Origin of the sequence: Xenorhabdus sp. PB61.4, from assembly GCF_963894935.1 — a bacterium.
Classification (GTDB): domain Bacteria; phylum Pseudomonadota; class Gammaproteobacteria; order Enterobacterales; family Enterobacteriaceae; genus Xenorhabdus; species Xenorhabdus stockiae.
This window is the reverse complement of the sequence record NZ_CAWQJR010000003.1, coordinates 1-16568: the sequence shown is the minus strand read 5'-3', so window position 1 is coordinate 16568 and position 16568 is coordinate 1. Positions and strand designations below refer to the sequence as shown.

Below are 16568 nucleotides of genomic sequence, written 5' to 3'. Positions count from 1 at the left end.
ATTTAACACTCTATAATCCTTCCATTATTGGTATTAAAGTGCCCACTAACATCATTAAATATTAAACATCAAAACAAAATATCGTATATTTAAAAAACATAAGATATTAATCCATAAAATATCATATGGAGTCTTTTTGTAGATAATTAGCACACAAAACAAGTGTATATTTTGATCTAATTAGATAAATCATTTACTTTTTCCACTAAATGCAGTAAAAAGACGAAACCGCCACACCCTAAAGGAACAATATAAGAATAAAAAACTAAAAATAAAACTCAGCAAAATGTTTAGTTGCAAAATTTAGCCAAACAACATTCTTAGTAGAATTATCTTTATAATTAGCCCATTCTATTCACGAGGGTTACATAACAAATATTTACACTTTCTCAATAAATATTTTCATTAAAAAAAGATAAATAGAAGCAGCAAATTTCTTCATTGTCTGTTTTCTAATTATATTAACCTGGTATTTATCCAATCATGTGGAAAAGCTCCAATAGCTTGTTGTATTCGATTAGTTTAAATATCCCCGTTATTTATAGCTGATCGAACTGATGTAATAGGAATGATAATTTCATGAAGCAACGTAAATTTTTAACCCGATACGAAATAGATGCAATTTTGGCAGAAACAAAACAAGGACGTCATGCAGAACGAGATTATTGCATGCTATTAATGTGTTTTATTCATGGCTTCAGGGTCAGTGAGCTGTGTAATTTATGTTTATCCGATCTCGATTTAAATTCAGCTATTATTCATATCAGACGATTAAAAGGTGGTCTGTCAACAACACACCCGCTAATCCCGGAAGAAATTGAAGCACTAAAAAAATGGCTGGATGTACGCCAAAAATGGCGAGAAGCGGATTCGCCATGGGTTTTCCTCTCCCAAAAATCGGGAGCGGTTTCACGGCAACAAGTTTATGGATTACTGAAGCGTTATGGTAAGCAGGCTGCGGTCAGTGTTTCTCCACACCCTCATATGCTAAGACATGCCTGTGGTTACGCACTTGCCGATCTCGGCCGTGATACACGTTTAATTCAGGATTATCTGGGGCACCGTAATATTTCACATACAGTGATTTACACAGCCAGTAATGTAAAACGCTTTTCTAACATTTGGGAGACACACTCTAAGTGAATTTCCATTTATTTTCCCTGTTTTCACTAACATGATCTGTTATTGCGACGATCTCCACTACTTCTTCTGTGGAGATTGCAGGTAAACAAAACAGGTGAATTCATCATAATGCAAATATGAACCTTGACGTATGATAAATCTGATTTATGTATAATATTTGTCTTTATTGTTTTGTATTTGTTAAATCAGTGCTTGCTGTTTTTATAAAACTTAAACTCCAGGTTAGAATTTATAATATAAATTTCTATTTAAATATGTAGCAAAAAATTTCTACCTATTCTTAATAATATACATTTATGAATTTCAGGTTGCGGCCAGTAATACAGCACCTGAAAGGTAGATATAGTAAAATGCATTACCCAGCATCTTACTGCAATAAATCGATTTCATTAGTACATGAGGCAGCTTAAAAAATGAAGGGAGTATTCCCTTCATTTTTCAAGTTCAGTGCAACAGAACAGATATGTTGTTATTAAAAAATGGCTAACTATAATTGTGCAAATTTTTCCCTGATTTTCTGCTCTGGCAGATCTACTCCAATAAAAACCAGCACACTTTGGCGCTGTTCATCATCACGCCATTCACGATCCCAGTCTGCACTGTACAAACGCTGTACTCCCTGAAACAATAATCTGCGCGATTCTCCCTGAATGGCAAGAATACCTTTATAACGCAGTAAATTATCAGCAAAACTCAGTAACAATTCTTCCATCAAATTTGAAACTTTAGTTAATTCCACTGAATGGTTCAGAGTCACAACTATCGACTGAACACTATTTTGGTGCTGAGGGATAAAACGAAAAACAGGCTGTGCAACAGTCAGTTGATCATTCAGAATAAAGCCTTCCAGATCAAAAAGCAGACCTAAGTCAGCCTCACCATGTACGATCTTATGGATCGGTGCTCTGGCATTGATCTTCTGCAATCGCCCGATTAATGCATCATTCTCAGGAGCAACATCCGTTTTCGTCAACAAAATCCTATCAGCATATCCTACTTGTGATTGTGCAATGGAAAAATTATCAAGCTGCTGCTCGGCATGAACCGCATCCACCAGTGTAATAATCCCATCCAGTAAAAAACGCTGACACAAAACCTCGTGAGAAAAGAAAGTCTGAGTGATTGGACCGGGATCTGCCATTCCTGTACACTCAATAATCAGGCGATCAAAAACAAACTGCCCGTTATCAATACCATCTAATAAATCAAGTAAAGTATCTTCCAATTCATTCGAACGGCTACAACAAATACAACCATTGCTTAGTGTTTTAATTTGTGTTGCTCTATCCCCGATAAGTTCATTATCAATAGGTACTTCACCAAATTCATTTTCTATGACAGCAATTTTATAACCATGTTCAGCATTGAGAATATGCTGTAATAATGTCGTTTTCCCTGATCCTAAAAATCCTGTAAGGATGGTCACTGATATAGGTTTCATTTTTTCCTGCATCACTATAAAAATTGTTTGTTTTAAAAAAATTCAAATCTGAGATCAATAATAATACACGATTTGAACAATCAGATTAATCCAGTTACTCCAATTCTAGAAAAATAATATCATACTGATAAAAATCACGTCTCTTCTCAGCTTTGTATTAAAAAACAACTCCAGCAGAATACTATTTATATTAATGGAGATGGATCATGAAAAAAAACAAAAGAATTGAGATGGATCAAATCCCTCATAGTACCGGGACTCAGGATGAACTATCAATTGATATTGCTATTGTTGGTGCGGGTGTATCTGGTTTATATACAGGATACCGTTTGTTAAGTGGAGATTATTCTGACAACGCCTATTCTCCTAAAAGTGTACATATTTTTGATTTAAATCATATGATAGGAGGAAGATTACTCTCTGTTAACTTACCCGGAATGGATATTATTGGTGAGTTAGGAGGAATGCGTTATTTAACATCGCAAAAAATCACCACTTCATTGATTGAGAATATTTTTAAATTAGATTACGGGCCCTTTCCAGAAAGTGACTCACCAAATAATTTCTTCTATTTACGAGGCCAGCGTTTCAGGGCGGATACATGGTCTGAAATGCAGAAAAAGGATAAGAGATTTAAAATACGATACTTTCTTAATGATGATATTCAAGGATATAGTGCATCACAGCTATTTAATAAGATTATATATGACGTTTTAGTTGCAGACCCTTGGTTTAAGGAGAACTACGGTAATCTTGTTGAAAAAACAAGTAAGTATGATTATAAATTTAAAATCAGTCTACGGCAGTGGGATGTTATCAAAAAGGATATTACTTATATTAAAAAAGGAAGTCCCTATGATAAAATGAAAGTCAAAGATATCGGATTCTGGAATTTAATTAAAGATCAAGTCGGTCAGGAAGGATATAATTTCTTATCTGATGCAGGAGGATATTATTCAAACACCATAAACTGGAATGCTGCTGAATCAATGTCTTATATGGTAGGTGATTTTACACAAACTGATATAGAATATCGAACTATTAAAAATGGATATGACCAATTAGCCTATGCTTTAGCAAAAGCCTATACAGACCAAAATGGTGCTAAGCTATGGTTAAAAAACACTTTAATAACTTTTCAGCATAATAATGGCGGAAATCGTCGTTACTCATTAAAATTCAGAAATGAAAATAGCCAGACAGACTGGACAGTACACACTGACACCATTATTCTTGCAATGCCAAAGCAATCCCTGAGTCTTCTGGATCAGTACAATTTTTTCTTTGATAAACATTCACACCCAAAATTAAATAAAAATATTAATACGGTCATTCCTGAACCATCATTAAAATTATTGATGGGATTTGAGTACCCGTGGTGGAATAAACAATTTAACACCAAATCCGGTGCATCAATTACTGATTTAGCTATTCGCCAATGCTACTATTTCGGCACAGACGATAAAAATTCACATTCATTATTCCTATCAAGCTATAACGACATGCGGGCTGTAACATTTTGGAAAGCACTGATACAAATAAAAGATAAAGATTCTATCTATGAACCTTGTGAAACTCATATAGTATCAAAAGAAAAATTGACAGAATCTCCTTTACCCGGAGAGCCTGTCTCTAAACACCTGGTAGAAGAAGCAATGAATCAGGTTAAAGAACTACATGGCATTGATATTCCACCTCCTTATATTGCCCGAATTCAAGACTGGTCTAAGGATCCATATGGCGGTGGATATCATGCATGGAAAGTCGGAGTATCAGTTGACGAAGTCATGCCTTTTATGAGGCATCCAATAAAAAATGAATCAGTGCATATTATCGGAGAAGCTTATTCAGGGGATCAGGGCTGGACTGAAGGAGCATTTTGTGTCACGGAAAAATTATTACAAGAAATATTTCGTCTTAATTGGCCTGAATGGTTAGATAAAGAATATTATTTAGGGCGATAATTATCTATACACAATGAATTTCAAGATAGAACACTATTTAGTCTTAATCGTGTTTGGCGTGCAATCTGTGTCTGGTTTTATAGTTAATAAAATTAAACTTTAACAATAAATAAAATTGGAGAATATAGATGAATCGACATGACGTTATTAAAACGGAGTCACCATTAATAGATCATGAAAATAAATATATTCATAATAAAAAATATGATATCTGTGTAGTCGGTGGAGGAATTATTGGCTTGTGCACGGCTTATTATGCCGCTAAGTCTGGTAAGAATATACTGCTGATAGAAAGGAATACTATCGGAACACAAGACTCAAGCTCAGCAGGACATGTCAGAATGTGGAGAACCGTGTATGATGATCTTGAACATGCTAAATTATCTTTCAAAGCTGGAGATATGTATCATGATTTAGAAAAAGAGCTGGATTCTAAATTCATGTATATGAACGGGTTACTCAATTTTGGTATCGCAACAGGTGATACACCACAAGGCACTCTATTCGGGCCAGTAAGAGTATTAAAAGAGCTCAATAAAAAATATGAAATAATTACCAAAGATGAACTGGAAAGTAAGTATCCTTTCAAAAATCTACCAGATAATTATATGGGTTTATATAGCCCTGATAATGCAACCATTGACGTAAAAAATATTATCAAAAAACTTGGTCAATACCTGAAAGAGTCAAATAATGTTACCGTCACTGAAGAAACAAAAGTCTGTAAAATAACCAGCCGCCAAGATGGTGTTTCTATTATAACAAATAATGGTAGTTATAAGTCTGATAAAATAGTGATTACTTCTAATGCTTTCACTAATCAAATATTACCTAAATCAGTCGGAATAAGAATAAATTATATTATTTGGGATATGTGTTTTTCATATTATAAACTCACAGGAGAAATTCCAGAAAAAAACTATCCAATGTTTTTTCAATTTGAGAATCCTAAAAACGGTTACAGCAACCTGTTCTATGGCTTTCCTAGTTATGACTTTGCAAGAAAGGGCTTTATCCGTCTGGCGGTAGATTGGGCTTCGTATACTTATGATAATGTAGAAGATAGATGTTTTGCACCAAAGGAATTAGATATTGATATAACCCGAGATTTTGCCAACAAATATATGAGAGGAGTCGATACAACCCCCATTGATATGGCGAGAGCATTGCATGCTGATTTACCTGATAATACAGCCGTCCTGGATTTTATACCTCAACAATATGATCAATACAAAAATATTATTTTATCATTAGGTGGCTGGTCATTTAAATTTGCCCCATTATTTGGCAAAGCCTGCGCCGATCTTGCATTAAAAGGAAGTACTTCTTTTAATATCTACCCATTCAGGATAGACAGGAAAAATATTATTAAGCCAGCTTAGCAACCAGATTTACCTGACTTAGCCTGAGGCGCGACCGATACTTTTTGATAAAAATAGGGTGACGAAGCGCTTCAGGTTTGTACCATCTACGCTCGCTAACAACAACGCATTCCCCCTTTCCCATCACCACCATAACGTGCGTTCTGGCGTTCACGGAAGAATTCTTCATAAGTCATATAAGGTTGGTCAGGATGATTATCCTTCATATGTTGTACATAAGTATCATAGTCAGGCACTCCCACCAGCATCCGGGCTGCCTGCCCTAAATATTTTCCGGCACGGCCAAGATTACCAAACATAACACTCTCCCATAACTGTTCTCAAAAATGATTTCCCTTAAAACTATACCTTAAAGAAATACCCCACATAATACAAAACCTATCATGTGGGGTATTGTGATTGCCAAAGCACTCTATGGCTTAAGTATTAGCATCAGTGCGTAGAAGAAACTTTTACTCCACCTTCCGGAACAGGAACATAAGGCGTTTCTTTATCTGTACGTTCTGGGTTTTTATTCGCGTTTATCGCAGTTTTGATACCATAAATAATGATGCTATAGACCACAATAAGGAACAAAATGCTTAGGCCAGCATTCGTATAGTTGTTCACAACAATATGGCTCATATCATTGATCTGCTGAGCAGTCAGATCTGCTCCGCCTTCCGCAATACGTTGCTTATATTCCTTCGCCAGGAACAAGAAGCCTTCCAGCTTAGGATTATCACTGAATAATTTCAGCCCCAACGCCCATGTAGTACAAATCAACAACCAAATAGCCGGTATAACCGTTACCCAAATGTACTTAGTACGTTTCATTTTGATCAACACAACAGTACCCAACACGAGTGCAACAGCTGCCAGCATCTGGTTCGAAATACCAAAGAGTGGCCACAGGCTCTTAACACCACCCAGCGGATCGACAACGCCTTGATACAACAGGTAGCCCCACATTCCCACACAGCCCGCTGTACCAATTATACTGGCAATCAGGGAATCCGTTTTTTTCAGGGATGGAACGAAATTGCCTAATAAATCCTGCAACATAAAACGGCCGGAACGTGTCCCTGCGTCCAGAGCAGTCAGAATGAATAACGCTTCAAACAAAATACCAAAGTGATACCAGAAGCCCATATCTGCGGCCGGAATGATCTGATGGAATACATACGCAATACCCACCGCCAGAGTCGGTGCACCACCAGCTCGGTTCAGAACCGAAGGTTCACCAATGTCTTTTGCCGTTTGCAGGATTTGGTCAGGTGAAATCACAAACCCCCATGAACTTACCGTGGCCGCTGCCTGAGTGGTGACATCCTGCAAAGCCGCCATAATCGCAGGCGCTTCAGATGTTCCCAGATTATGCAAATCCGGCATGGCAATACCCAGTGCCGACGGCGGTGTATTCATGGCGAAATAAAGCCCCGGCTCTATGATGGATGCTGCAACCAAAGCCATGATCGCAACGAATGATTCCATCAGCATTGCACCATAACCAATGAATCGGGCATCCTTTTCGTTTGCCAGTAACTTAGGTGTCGTACCAGAAGAAATCAGGGCATGAAAACCAGATACCGCACCACAGGCAATCGTAATAAACAAGAATGGGAATAACGTGCCTTTCCAGACAGGGCCTGTGCCATCAACAAATTGTGTTACAGCCGGCATTTTCAGGTCAGGGTTGAGGATCACAATACCAACCGCCAGACCAACAATCACACCGATTTTCAGGAAAGTTGCCAGATAATCGCGTGGTGCCAGAATCAGCCAAACAGGCAACAAGGCAGAGATAAAGGCATAGCCAATCAATGCATAAGTAATGGTGGTATCTTTGAAAGTTAAAGCCGGTCCCCAATAAGGATCAGCGGCAACAATACCACCAAACCATATCGCAGCAATCAGCAGCAGAATACCAATAACGGAAACTTCCCCTACTCGTCCCGGGCGGATATACCGCATATAAATCCCCATGAACAGAGCAATGGGAACAGTGGAACAAACGGTAAATACTCCCCACGGACTTTCTGCCAGCGCTTTCACAACTATCAGTGCCAGTACTGCCAGAATAATGATCATAATCAGGAAGCAACCGAACAGGGCGATTGTTCCCGGAACCCGCCCCAGCTCTTCTTTAACGATCTCTCCCAGTGATGTTCCATTGCGGCGGGAAGACATGAACAGAACCATAAAGTCCTGTACGGCACCGGCAAGAACAACCCCCGCCAGCAGCCACAATGTTCCCGGCAGATAACCAACCTGTGCCGCCAGCACTGGCCCGACTAACGGCCCGGCACCCGCAATAGCAGCAAAGTGGTGACCAAACAGGACATTTTTGTTGGTTGGCACATAATTGAGACCATCATTATTAACAACCGCCGGTGTTGCCCGTGTTGCATCCAGCTTCATCACCTTAGTGGCGATATAAAGGCTGTAATAGCGATAAGCAACCAGATAAACTGCCACCGAAGCAACAACTATCCATAAAGCACTAACATGTTCTCCCCGACGCAGTGCAACAACTCCGAGGCAAAATGCCCCAATTATCCCCAGTATCATCCAGGGGATATGTTTTAAAAATTTATTATTGTTCATAAAACACCCTTTTTAAGGTAAGACGAACAGCAAGTTACCCTTTCATTTCTCCGCTTCTGTACGCCAGTTATCCGACTACCGCAGGAAGCGACACTACTCGCCACACTGTACTATGATACGAAACTTCTTCCGCCGGGATGGGAAGGATCTGCGCTAACGGTGAAATAACACATTAAGCGGTCAGAATCCTTCTATCAGTGGTTTTACAGTGGCTTTAGCGTAAATGCTTGGTGAATATACTTATCGTCTACAAACCAAAATCAATGGCATCATCTTTCAGGCTGTTAAAGTCAGCATACTTACCATCAAATGAAATTACCGTGTGTTGATCGCCGCATTGCTGTTCAGAGAACCAGTCACATTCAGAAGATAACCGAGGTTCTTCAATCCCCAGCCACGTGGATAACATAGGTAAAAGATGAAATCCGCTGCGGTGAGCATCGATTCTGGTCTTAACGTTATAGTCATAGCCAGTAATGACGAAAGGCACCTGATAATTCTGTTTATTGGCATCACTATGGTTCAGATTCTCTTTATCCGTTCCTTTGCGCACAAAAGACAAACCATGATCGGCAAAATAGAGCATCGTCCAGCTTAGTTGGTTATGTCTGGCGATATTCTCAATTTCAGCTAATAAGCTGTCCGTATTATGGATGCTCTGTACATAACAGGAGATATCTTTGGAGTGAAAATAGTGGCTGTATTTATTATTAGTTCTGGCACAGGGCTGTGGGTGTGAGCCCATCAAATGAATGGCAATCAATCTCTTCTTGTGACCCTGTTTAAGGGCATTACGGATATGGGGTAATAAATTTTCATCCGGCATATAGCTCCTGTCATCTGAACTTCCCTCTTTCAGAAAAATAGAGTGCGTGGCCTGCTGGCCTATCAGTGCAGAAGGGGAATCAAACCCGCCTTTCATTCCCTGATTGGAAATCCAGTGAGTTTCAAAACCAGCCTTATTTGCCAATGTCATGATACTGTTATTCAGCTTAATCTGATTTTCCTGACGAATTGCCAGTGAGTTCGTCAATGAAAGCTGAGTGGATGGTGCAGCAGAAATATAGTTAGTGAATATTGTTGCATTCGTCTTATCCAGCCAGGGCGTGTTGTTATCAGGGAATCCATATTCCCCTAAAAAATCCCGACGGACGCTCTCGCCAATAACCATAATGTAGGTATCATATTTATCTTCTTTAACGGTGGGCTGCCAGTCATCCTGATATTTGATAACGCTGGCAAACCGGTTATTTTCAGACATAACCTTCACATAACTTTGGTAAGCGTCTTTGAAAAAGCGGATTTCAGGTAAACTGGTATTCAGAAGTTCATAGCTATCCACAAAACCCGACTTCACATACCCCTTAACCGGTGACCAAAACGCAGAAATAAAAAACAGTGCCAATAACCACTTCTTACCTTTCGCTGAGAAAACGGCATTTAATTTTACCGAGCACAACATCAGAATAAAAATAGCAAACACAGTCAAATAAGTTGACACAGGAAACCCACTGATATATTCCAGTGTTTCATTACGGTTGGTATAAAGCACTGAACCGACAGCGTTGATATCCGGAAAACCGTAGTTGAGACCAAGCGGTGCGTATAATATTCCGACAATGGAAAACAGAGAGATCAGTACAACATATAAACGTTTATTACTGGAGGCAAGAAATAAAAAGAATGCAAAAGCACTAAAAACATATATTAATTTTAGCTGATATCCGAAACAATTATGGATCAGTAATAACAGTAGAAAAAGAGAGATTAAATAAAAAATATTTTTATTTTTATAAAGTGAGGACATAATATTATCGGTATTCCTTATAACCATAAATATTGTTGTAAGTCAGTTCCTTTATTGTTTATATATCCGGAAAATGATGGCTATACTAAACAATAGACTTTAATTTCCGATAATACTACGTCATAGCAGACTATTAGAAAACAAAAACAGCCTGCTTAAAATCACAAAAAAAGATAACTATCAATAGAGTACAAAACCGGGAAGCTCGCTGCGCTCAAACATCTCCCGTTCCTCATCCCGTAAGGTCAGAACTCTGAAACCATCATGCGTAACCAGAATAGTATGCTCAAACTGAGCTGATAAGCGGCGATCTTTCGTTGTAACAGTCCAGCCATCTTTATGCAGCTTAACCTCTTTTTTCCCCTGATTGATCATTGGCTCAATCGTGAATGTCATACCTTCTTCCAGTACAATTCCTTCACCTGCTCTACCATAATGCAGAACCTGAGGCTCTTCATGCATACTACTTCCGATACCATGACCACAGTATTCGCGGACAACACTATAATTATTCGCCTCAGCATGCTGCTGTATCGTCTGCCCGATGTCCCCTAATGTGATACCCGGCTTTACAATCCTGATCGCCTTGTACAGACACTCTTGTGTTATATCCACCAGCCGTCTGGCATGTGAGGGAACTTCTCCGACGCAGAACGTGACGCTGCTATCGCCATAGTATCCGTCTTTTTTTACTGTCACATCCACATTAACAATATCACCATCTTTCAATTTTTTATCGGATGGCCAGCCATGACAAACGACATGATTAACTGATGTATTGACTGTATAGGGAAAACCATACTGCCCCAGACTACCGGGAATAGCTCCCAGTGTATTAACGATATAATTATGACAAAACGTATCTATTTCTAATGTCGTCACTCCGGGGATAATAATCTGACGAACCGCTTCAAGAACCTGCCCCGTCATACGCCCGGCAATTTCCATTCGTTTTATTTCTTCTGAATTTTTAATCAATACGCCAGTGCTATCTGCCATTAATTTTCTCTTATTTTTTCAGTAAATAGGGGCTTCTATTAATCATGCCCTTGCATAAGTGAATAACTCAAGCTATTTATTAGAATTTGTTCGCATTATCACTATAGGAAATTCATACTGTAATGAAGCCTTATTGAACCCAACATATTTCTTTGTCAATTATTCAAGTCATTAAGGGTGATAAATGAAAAAATTCTATCAGTTAAAAATTACACTTACAGAAACAAAACCCGCTATATGGCGTCGCTTCATTGTCCCATCCAATATTTCCTTGGATAGATTACATGATGTCATTCAAGTTGTAATGGGCTGGGAAGATAGTCATTTACATGAATTTATTTTTGATTCTAAACGTTTTACCGAAAGGCCTGAAACACCAGAAGAAGGCCATGAGGAAGGGAAATTCAAACTGGATTCACTCATCAAACGTAAAGGAAGTAAATTCATCTATCTTTATGATTTTGGTGACTCCTGGGAGCATGAAATCCTGTTGGAAAACAGTAACTATTCACCGGAAGAATTACCCATGCCGATATTCTGCCTCGAAGGAGAACAAGCCTGCCCTCCGGAAGATTGTGGAGGAGTCTATGGTTACAGGGATTTACTTAATATTCTTAACGATCCAGCCCATGAAGAATATCAGGACATGTTTGAATGGATACATGGTGAAACTGAAATTTCTCCCGGTGACGCATTTTTACCTGAAAAATTTTATCCTGAGGAAGTCAATAATATGCTGGCCTTATATTATCGCTGGTCGAGAGATCGTTATCTGTCTTTGTTCGGATGAATTACTCATTCACAATATAAAGGGCCTTTGCTATTTATCCCCGTGAATAAAATAGCAAGGGTCTTTTATTAATTGTGTATGAAGCTATTTATTCTTTATGAGGAAAGGTTATGGGTATATCTGAATATCGTGGTGGATGTTTATGCGGCAATATCCAGTTCATTGCGACAGGAACACCTAATAATCCCCATGCCTGTTCATGCACGATGTGTCAGAAACATTCCGGAGCATTGACACTCTGCTGGGTTGAATTTCCCAAAGATTCAGTGCGATGGATTGGAAAGGGTGGCTTTCCTTCTTTATATCGCTCTTCAGATTATTCCAGCCGGGCATTTTGTAATCATTGTGGTAGTTCATTAGGGGCAATTGATGATGGCCCGACGATTGGATTAATTCTGGGAAATTTTGATAATCATGAATCAGAAGAATTAACCCCGTTGTCACATTCTTACCCGCCTCCACAACCGAAATGAAAAAATACAGAAAAGAAAATGCCTACTCCGTTCGGAGAACATCATTTCCGATGCAGTCATACCCTCATGGCTGCGCCAGCCCGCGCAGGGCAAGGCTTTCAAAGGAACTCGTTTCGTCCGTTTTACCTCGATCACTTTTTTGACCCAGACGTGCCTTTTGGGATTGTACGGCAACGGGCGAACGCTGCCCAGCTTGTCTGGGCGGCGGGCGCACGTTCTGCGGGAGCGGGTGGCAGAGAACCCGCAAGCGGCGCATTGCGACGCTCTGGAGCACTGTGGCTTGGATTTTGCGCCGGTTTTGCATGACTGCGCCTGATTCAAGGGAAGCCCCCTCCGGGGGCTGCACGGGGCGGAGATGGCGAGCACGGCAACGAGCAAGGAGCCTGCGACTGCGAGCCGGGCGCAGCCAGTGCAGCGGGGTCGGGGCGGGGGAGGTAAATTAACGGAGGCCGTAGGCCGACCTGCCTACAGGGATGTTGGCCGGACGGTGGCATGGCAGCTAAAGCAGAACACGGGTTTTTGCCGAGGACTAGCTCCGATGCTGACAGCAGAAGGCGCAGCCTTGTGCGCCACACCCTGCGATGCTGAACAGCGGGGGCGCCAGACATAATGTTAATTATGCGATGCGAGCCGCTTTGCAGGGTTTTTGGGAACGACTCAGCGGAACGGCGAGTTTCGCATAATTCCCCGACATTATGTTGAGTGGGCTTTGGTCGGCCTGCACTGACTGAACGGGGACACGGTTGTTCAGGCCGGCCATTGCCCACGTACCCCCGCGAGCACTGAAGCCCGCGGGCAGTCCGGCCACGGTCTGCCCCGCACCTTTCCAGCGAACTCAACGGGGATAAACCGGCTTTCCGGTGCATGGGGGTGTCGGTTCGGTGTCCGGCTCGCTGCCGGCACGATCTGAGCCACGCTCCGGCGGTTCTGTATGGCTGTCACGCTCGGCCGGATGCGTTTTCTGATGCACTTTTTTTAAATGTCCGATAGCAACATGCGTATAAATTTGCGTGGAATCCAGACTCGCGTGGCCTAGTATCGCCTGGATGTGCCGGGTATCGGCCCCGTTATCTAACATGTGCGTCGCCATTGAATGCCGGAACAGATGGCAGGCACCGGGCTTTTCGATCCCGGCGCGGTGCAAGGCATCGCGAACCAGCAGGGTCATGCTGGAACCGCTTATCATTTTACCCCGGCGTGACAGAAACAGATGACCCGGATCTTTTCCCCACACCAAACGCGGCCGCACATCATTCAGGTAGCGTTGTAACCACGTTATCGCCGATTGACCTAATGGCACCATCCGATCTTTACCGCCTTTTCCCTGTCGGATAAACATCACGCCGTGGCTCAAATCCACATCACCGACCTGTAACCGCTGCGCTTCTGAACGCCGGATACCGCTGCTCCACAACGTTTCCATCATCGCCCGATCACGCACACCCATCGGAGATTCATCAAGGGTCAGGCTCAAAATGCGCTGCATTTCTTGTTCACTCAGGATGTGCCCCGGCAAACGCTTTCCTGTCCGTAGCCGTTCCAGATTGAGGGCGGGGTTATACAGCAGGTGTTGCCGTTTGACCAGCCAGCCGAACAGATGGCGGACGTAGCTCAGTTTTTTCACGATAGTGCAGGCCAGAATAGGGTAACCCTGACGATTTTTTTTCGCTGACAGTGAGCGTTGCCAGCTTTCCAGATGGGCGAAACTCACCTGCTGCGCGTTGCTTAGTCCGCGCTCGTCACACCAACGGGCGAATTCCATTAGGCCGCTGCGGTAATTTGACTGGGTATCCCGCGCATAGCGCAGTGTGTCAAGGTGTTCGAGAAAGTGTTGGATCTGTTGTCTGAGTGTCAATGATGCCATGATAACGGTCTCGCTGTGTGAGAAAGAATATGGTTACGATCTCGCGCTTTAATCTGCCGGAACAATGTTTTTTGCTCTAATCCGCCCGCTTTGCTGTAAGGCCTGACTGTGCCTGATTTTATGATGATTTTGCTATGCCGACCGCCCGCCGACTGAACCCCGACCGGGGGGCGACCGCTGATGGATTGACCCCGACCGGAGAAAGTCATACCGGCCCTGTCACGGCACGATAAGGCCGCACAGGTACGCGGTGTCGCTGTCGTCGCCGTCAAACAGCAGTTCATAAGCGAACGCCAGCCCGCGCCGATGCAGCAACAGGTACTCCATTTCAACCAGCCGGGACAGGTGCACTTTCAGTTGCGTATCGCCCCATTGCACCGCATCGCGCAACTGCTTGCGGGTAAAAATCCTCTCATGCCGTGACTGACCGCTGTCCCGTATCCATGCCTGTATCAGCAGCAACAGCTTGCGCGTCTGTGGCGGCATTTCGTCGAGCGTCCGGCCTAAGATTTCATGCGCAAGCTGGTTGGCTAATTGGATATCGTCTTTGCTGACTTCGATATATTCAAGCCGCTTGCCACGATGCTCAGTGGTTTTGATCTCCCGCTGGTGCTGGTGCAGCAACGCGATACTCTGGATCAGGGTGAGATATTTCATATGGTCACGGCGAGTGCGGGTCTTATCGCTCATAAAGGTGAGCTGGCTGGCATATGGATTCACGACATTTAAGGGTTTCAGCAACCGCTGGGCGTTCTGGTGTAATACTGTCAGATAGTCGCGTTCGTTCTCCGCCAGTAAACCTTCAAGAGTTTGCTTCCGGCGCTGCAACGCATGGATCGCTTCGGTCTGTTCGCGGGATTCATTGACCGTTAGCACCAGACAGCGGTTCAGCAGTTCTTCATCCACATCGATGGCGGTCGTCGTTAACATCAGCATCACCGGGCCTTTGACGGTATAGCTTTTGGTGACGAGATTCCCGGTGGCTTCGTCCTTGCCCGTGCTTGCCATTGTCAGCTCGCCGTCCGACTGCAACAGCTTGAGCGCATAGGCGGCCTGCCGCACCCCTTCTTCTTCCGCGATGGCTAATATTTTGTGCTGGAGATTGGTTTCACCGAGGTAGAACAGGCTTTGCCCGGTCATAGCGCTGTACTGGATGCGTTCTTCTTCGGGGATCAGGTTCAGGACGGCATCCATCAGGCTGCTCTTGCCGGCGCTGCTGCTGCTCTGGATCAGGACGGCTAAGGGTTTGGGTAATTTTCGGCTCACCGCCGCCAGATACGCGGCTAGCAGATTCGTTGATTCACCGACCACACCACAGGCGGCTAAATCCGCAGTAATACGGCTGACCAGTTGGGGATCTTGCAGTAATGCCAGCGCAGACTGCTGCTCATCGGCATTCAGGGAGTTGGCAGCTTGTTCCGTTTCTGCTGCCATCCAAGCACGTTGCTCCAGCACCAGTAACACCCGCCCCAGCTCACGCTTGATCAGCGTATCCGGTAACGCCAGTTCCTGCGCGGCTTGACGCACGAACCCTGTCCGCGCACGGGCGCTCAGGATATCGAGGCTGTCCACGAACAGCGCACCGCTGTTTTTATCCCGTAACTGTACGTTGATTTTCATTACCGCACCGATTTTCGGTGGTACACCGCGCAGACGCCATTCCTGCCCGTCCTGCTGGATAACGATATCCCCGTTGGCCTCAAGCGTCGTCACCACGCCCGGTTCTGGAACTAATGCCGCCGTAGAGACGGGGACGGCAATGGAAGCATGTTGGTCTGACAGCAGTGTTTTTGTGGATTCACCGAGCCATTGCGCTGATTCAAGTAACTGACCGAAGGCATTTTCCGGGTTTGCCACTTCGCAGCTAAAACGATTGGCATCGCTGCCTTCGGGGAACACCACCCGCCAGACATCCAGCCCGGCCAGTTGCAACTCTGCCGCCAGTGTTGCCGCCGCTTCATTGCCCGCCTTGTCATTGTCATAGGCGATATGCACCTGCCGGATCTCATATAGCAGAATCATATTAATATGACATAATAGCTGGATTCATATGACAAAGGATAAAGTGCGATGGGCTACAGTCTGGATTTTCGAAAGAGAGTACTGGCATATAAAGACA

Annotated in this window: 14 protein-coding genes and 1 pseudogene; 7 read left to right on the top strand and 8 right to left on the bottom strand. The window is 43.0% G+C overall.

From position 1 onward, the window contains the following. The first annotated feature begins 579 nt into the window (after window positions 1-579). Window positions 580-1143: a tyrosine-type DNA invertase gene (locus AACX68_RS00920; protein ID WP_086955361.1), complete on the top strand. Its 564-nt coding sequence runs from the start codon at window positions 580-582 to the stop codon at window positions 1141-1143. A gap of 487 nt (window positions 1144-1630) precedes the next feature. On the opposite strand, the gene yjiA is transcribed toward AACX68_RS00920, so the two are convergent. Next, entirely contained in the window at window positions 1631-2584 is a 954-nt protein-coding gene (gene yjiA, locus AACX68_RS00915; protein WP_228860317.1) for a GTPase, read from the bottom strand. Between the two features lie 206 nt (window positions 2585-2790). Here yjiA and AACX68_RS00910 point away from each other — a divergent pair, with 206 nt between their 5' ends. Then, window positions 2791-4548 carry a flavin monoamine oxidase family protein gene (locus tag AACX68_RS00910; protein WP_228860316.1) on the top strand — a complete coding sequence of 586 codons (1758 nt, stop codon included), beginning with the start codon at window positions 2791-2793 and terminating at the stop codon, window positions 4546-4548. Window positions 4549-4676: 128 nt separating this feature from the next. Further along, entirely contained in the window at window positions 4677-5930 is a 1254-nt protein-coding gene (locus AACX68_RS00905) for an NAD(P)/FAD-dependent oxidoreductase (protein ID WP_228860315.1), read from the top strand. Between the two features lie 95 nt (window positions 5931-6025). Here AACX68_RS00905 and AACX68_RS00900 read toward each other — a convergent pair whose 3' ends face one another. The 4 genes from AACX68_RS00900 to map form a co-directional block, all read right to left on the bottom strand. Then, window positions 6026-6229 (bottom strand): YbdD/YjiX family protein, encoded by a 204-nt coding sequence (locus tag AACX68_RS00900; protein ID WP_047678653.1) that lies wholly within the window; start codon window positions 6227-6229, stop codon window positions 6026-6028. Between the two features lie 133 nt (window positions 6230-6362). Beyond that, window positions 6363-8516 carry a carbon starvation CstA family protein gene (locus AACX68_RS00895; protein ID WP_228860314.1) on the bottom strand — a complete coding sequence of 718 codons (2154 nt, stop codon included), beginning with the start codon at window positions 8514-8516 and terminating at the stop codon, window positions 6363-6365. Window positions 8517-8763: 247 nt separating this feature from the next. Continuing rightward, a complete protein-coding gene (locus AACX68_RS00890) occupies window positions 8764-10323 on the bottom strand; it encodes a phosphoethanolamine transferase (RefSeq protein ID WP_228860313.1) in 1560 nt (519 codons plus the stop codon). 180 nt (window positions 10324-10503) lie between these two features. Beyond that, window positions 10504-11322 (bottom strand): type I methionyl aminopeptidase, encoded by an 819-nt coding sequence (gene map, locus AACX68_RS00885; protein ID WP_228860312.1) that lies wholly within the window; start codon window positions 11320-11322, stop codon window positions 10504-10506. A 184-nt stretch (window positions 11323-11506) separates the two neighbouring features. Here map and AACX68_RS00880 point away from each other — a divergent pair, with 184 nt between their 5' ends. The 4 genes from AACX68_RS00880 to AACX68_RS00865 all read left to right on the top strand — a co-directional run bounded on the left by AACX68_RS00880 (window position 11507) and on the right by AACX68_RS00865 (window position 13195). Further along, entirely contained in the window at window positions 11507-12112 is a 606-nt protein-coding gene (locus AACX68_RS00880) for a plasmid pRiA4b ORF-3 family protein (protein WP_228860311.1), read from the top strand. Window positions 12113-12222: 110 nt separating this feature from the next. Next, window positions 12223-12585, top strand: a complete 363-nt coding sequence (locus AACX68_RS00875) for a GFA family protein (protein ID WP_228860310.1) — start codon at window positions 12223-12225, stop codon at window positions 12583-12585. Window positions 12586-12735: 150 nt separating this feature from the next. Beyond that, window positions 12736-12891 carry a hypothetical protein gene (locus tag AACX68_RS00870; RefSeq protein WP_228860309.1) on the top strand — a complete coding sequence of 52 codons (156 nt, stop codon included), beginning with the start codon at window positions 12736-12738 and terminating at the stop codon, window positions 12889-12891. Window positions 12892-12940: 49 nt separating this feature from the next. Beyond that, complete coding sequence (locus tag AACX68_RS00865; protein WP_228860308.1) at window positions 12941-13195, top strand: hypothetical protein; 255 nt, start codon at window positions 12941-12943, stop codon at window positions 13193-13195. Window positions 13196-13420: 225 nt separating this feature from the next. On the opposite strand, the gene xerC is transcribed toward AACX68_RS00865, so the two are convergent. From xerC to AACX68_RS00850, 3 genes and pseudogenes are all read right to left on the bottom strand, one after another. Then, window positions 13421-14449, bottom strand: a complete 1029-nt coding sequence (gene xerC / locus AACX68_RS00860) for a site-specific tyrosine recombinase XerC (protein ID WP_228860307.1) — start codon at window positions 14447-14449, stop codon at window positions 13421-13423. Beyond that, window positions 14437-14658, bottom strand: a complete 222-nt coding sequence (locus AACX68_RS00855) for a hypothetical protein (RefSeq protein WP_339389249.1) — start codon at window positions 14656-14658, stop codon at window positions 14437-14439. The genes xerC and AACX68_RS00855 overlap by 13 nt, the downstream gene beginning before the upstream one ends. Continuing rightward, window positions 14582-16480, bottom strand: a pseudogene (locus tag AACX68_RS00850) (toprim domain-containing protein); the annotation flags it as partial. The pseudogene AACX68_RS00850 and the gene AACX68_RS00855, both read right to left, overlap by 77 nt. Window positions 16481-16568 lie beyond the last annotated feature (88 nt).

What these genes read in the sequence shown, in the direction of transcription:
- map (WP_228860312.1), bottom strand. Translation starts at nt 11,322, where the DNA reads ATGGCAGATAGCACTGGCGTATTGATTAAAAATTCAGAAGAAATAAAA.
- AACX68_RS00890 (WP_228860313.1), bottom strand. Translation starts at nt 10,323, where the DNA reads ATGTCCTCACTTTATAAAAATAAAAATATTTTTTATTTAATCTCTCTT.
- AACX68_RS00875 (WP_228860310.1), top strand. Translation starts at nt 12,223, where the DNA reads ATGGGTATATCTGAATATCGTGGTGGATGTTTATGCGGCAATATCCAG.
- AACX68_RS00905 (WP_228860315.1), top strand. Translation starts at nt 4,677, where the DNA reads ATGAATCGACATGACGTTATTAAAACGGAGTCACCATTAATAGATCAT.
- xerC (WP_228860307.1), bottom strand. Translation starts at nt 14,449, where the DNA reads ATGGCATCATTGACACTCAGACAACAGATCCAACACTTTCTCGAACAC.
- AACX68_RS00865 (WP_228860308.1), top strand. Translation starts at nt 12,941, where the DNA reads ATGGCGAGCACGGCAACGAGCAAGGAGCCTGCGACTGCGAGCCGGGCG.
- AACX68_RS00920 (WP_086955361.1), top strand. Translation starts at nt 580, where the DNA reads ATGAAGCAACGTAAATTTTTAACCCGATACGAAATAGATGCAATTTTG.
- AACX68_RS00900 (WP_047678653.1), bottom strand. Translation starts at nt 6,229, where the DNA reads ATGTTTGGTAATCTTGGCCGTGCCGGAAAATATTTAGGGCAGGCAGCC.
- AACX68_RS00880 (WP_228860311.1), top strand. Translation starts at nt 11,507, where the DNA reads ATGAAAAAATTCTATCAGTTAAAAATTACACTTACAGAAACAAAACCC.
- AACX68_RS00910 (WP_228860316.1), top strand. Translation starts at nt 2,791, where the DNA reads ATGAAAAAAAACAAAAGAATTGAGATGGATCAAATCCCTCATAGTACC.
- yjiA (WP_228860317.1), bottom strand. Translation starts at nt 2,584, where the DNA reads ATGAAACCTATATCAGTGACCATCCTTACAGGATTTTTAGGATCAGGG.
- AACX68_RS00895 (WP_228860314.1), bottom strand. Translation starts at nt 8,516, where the DNA reads ATGAACAATAATAAATTTTTAAAACATATCCCCTGGATGATACTGGGG.
- AACX68_RS00855 (WP_339389249.1), bottom strand. Translation starts at nt 14,658, where the DNA reads ATGACTTTCTCCGGTCGGGGTCAATCCATCAGCGGTCGCCCCCCGGTC.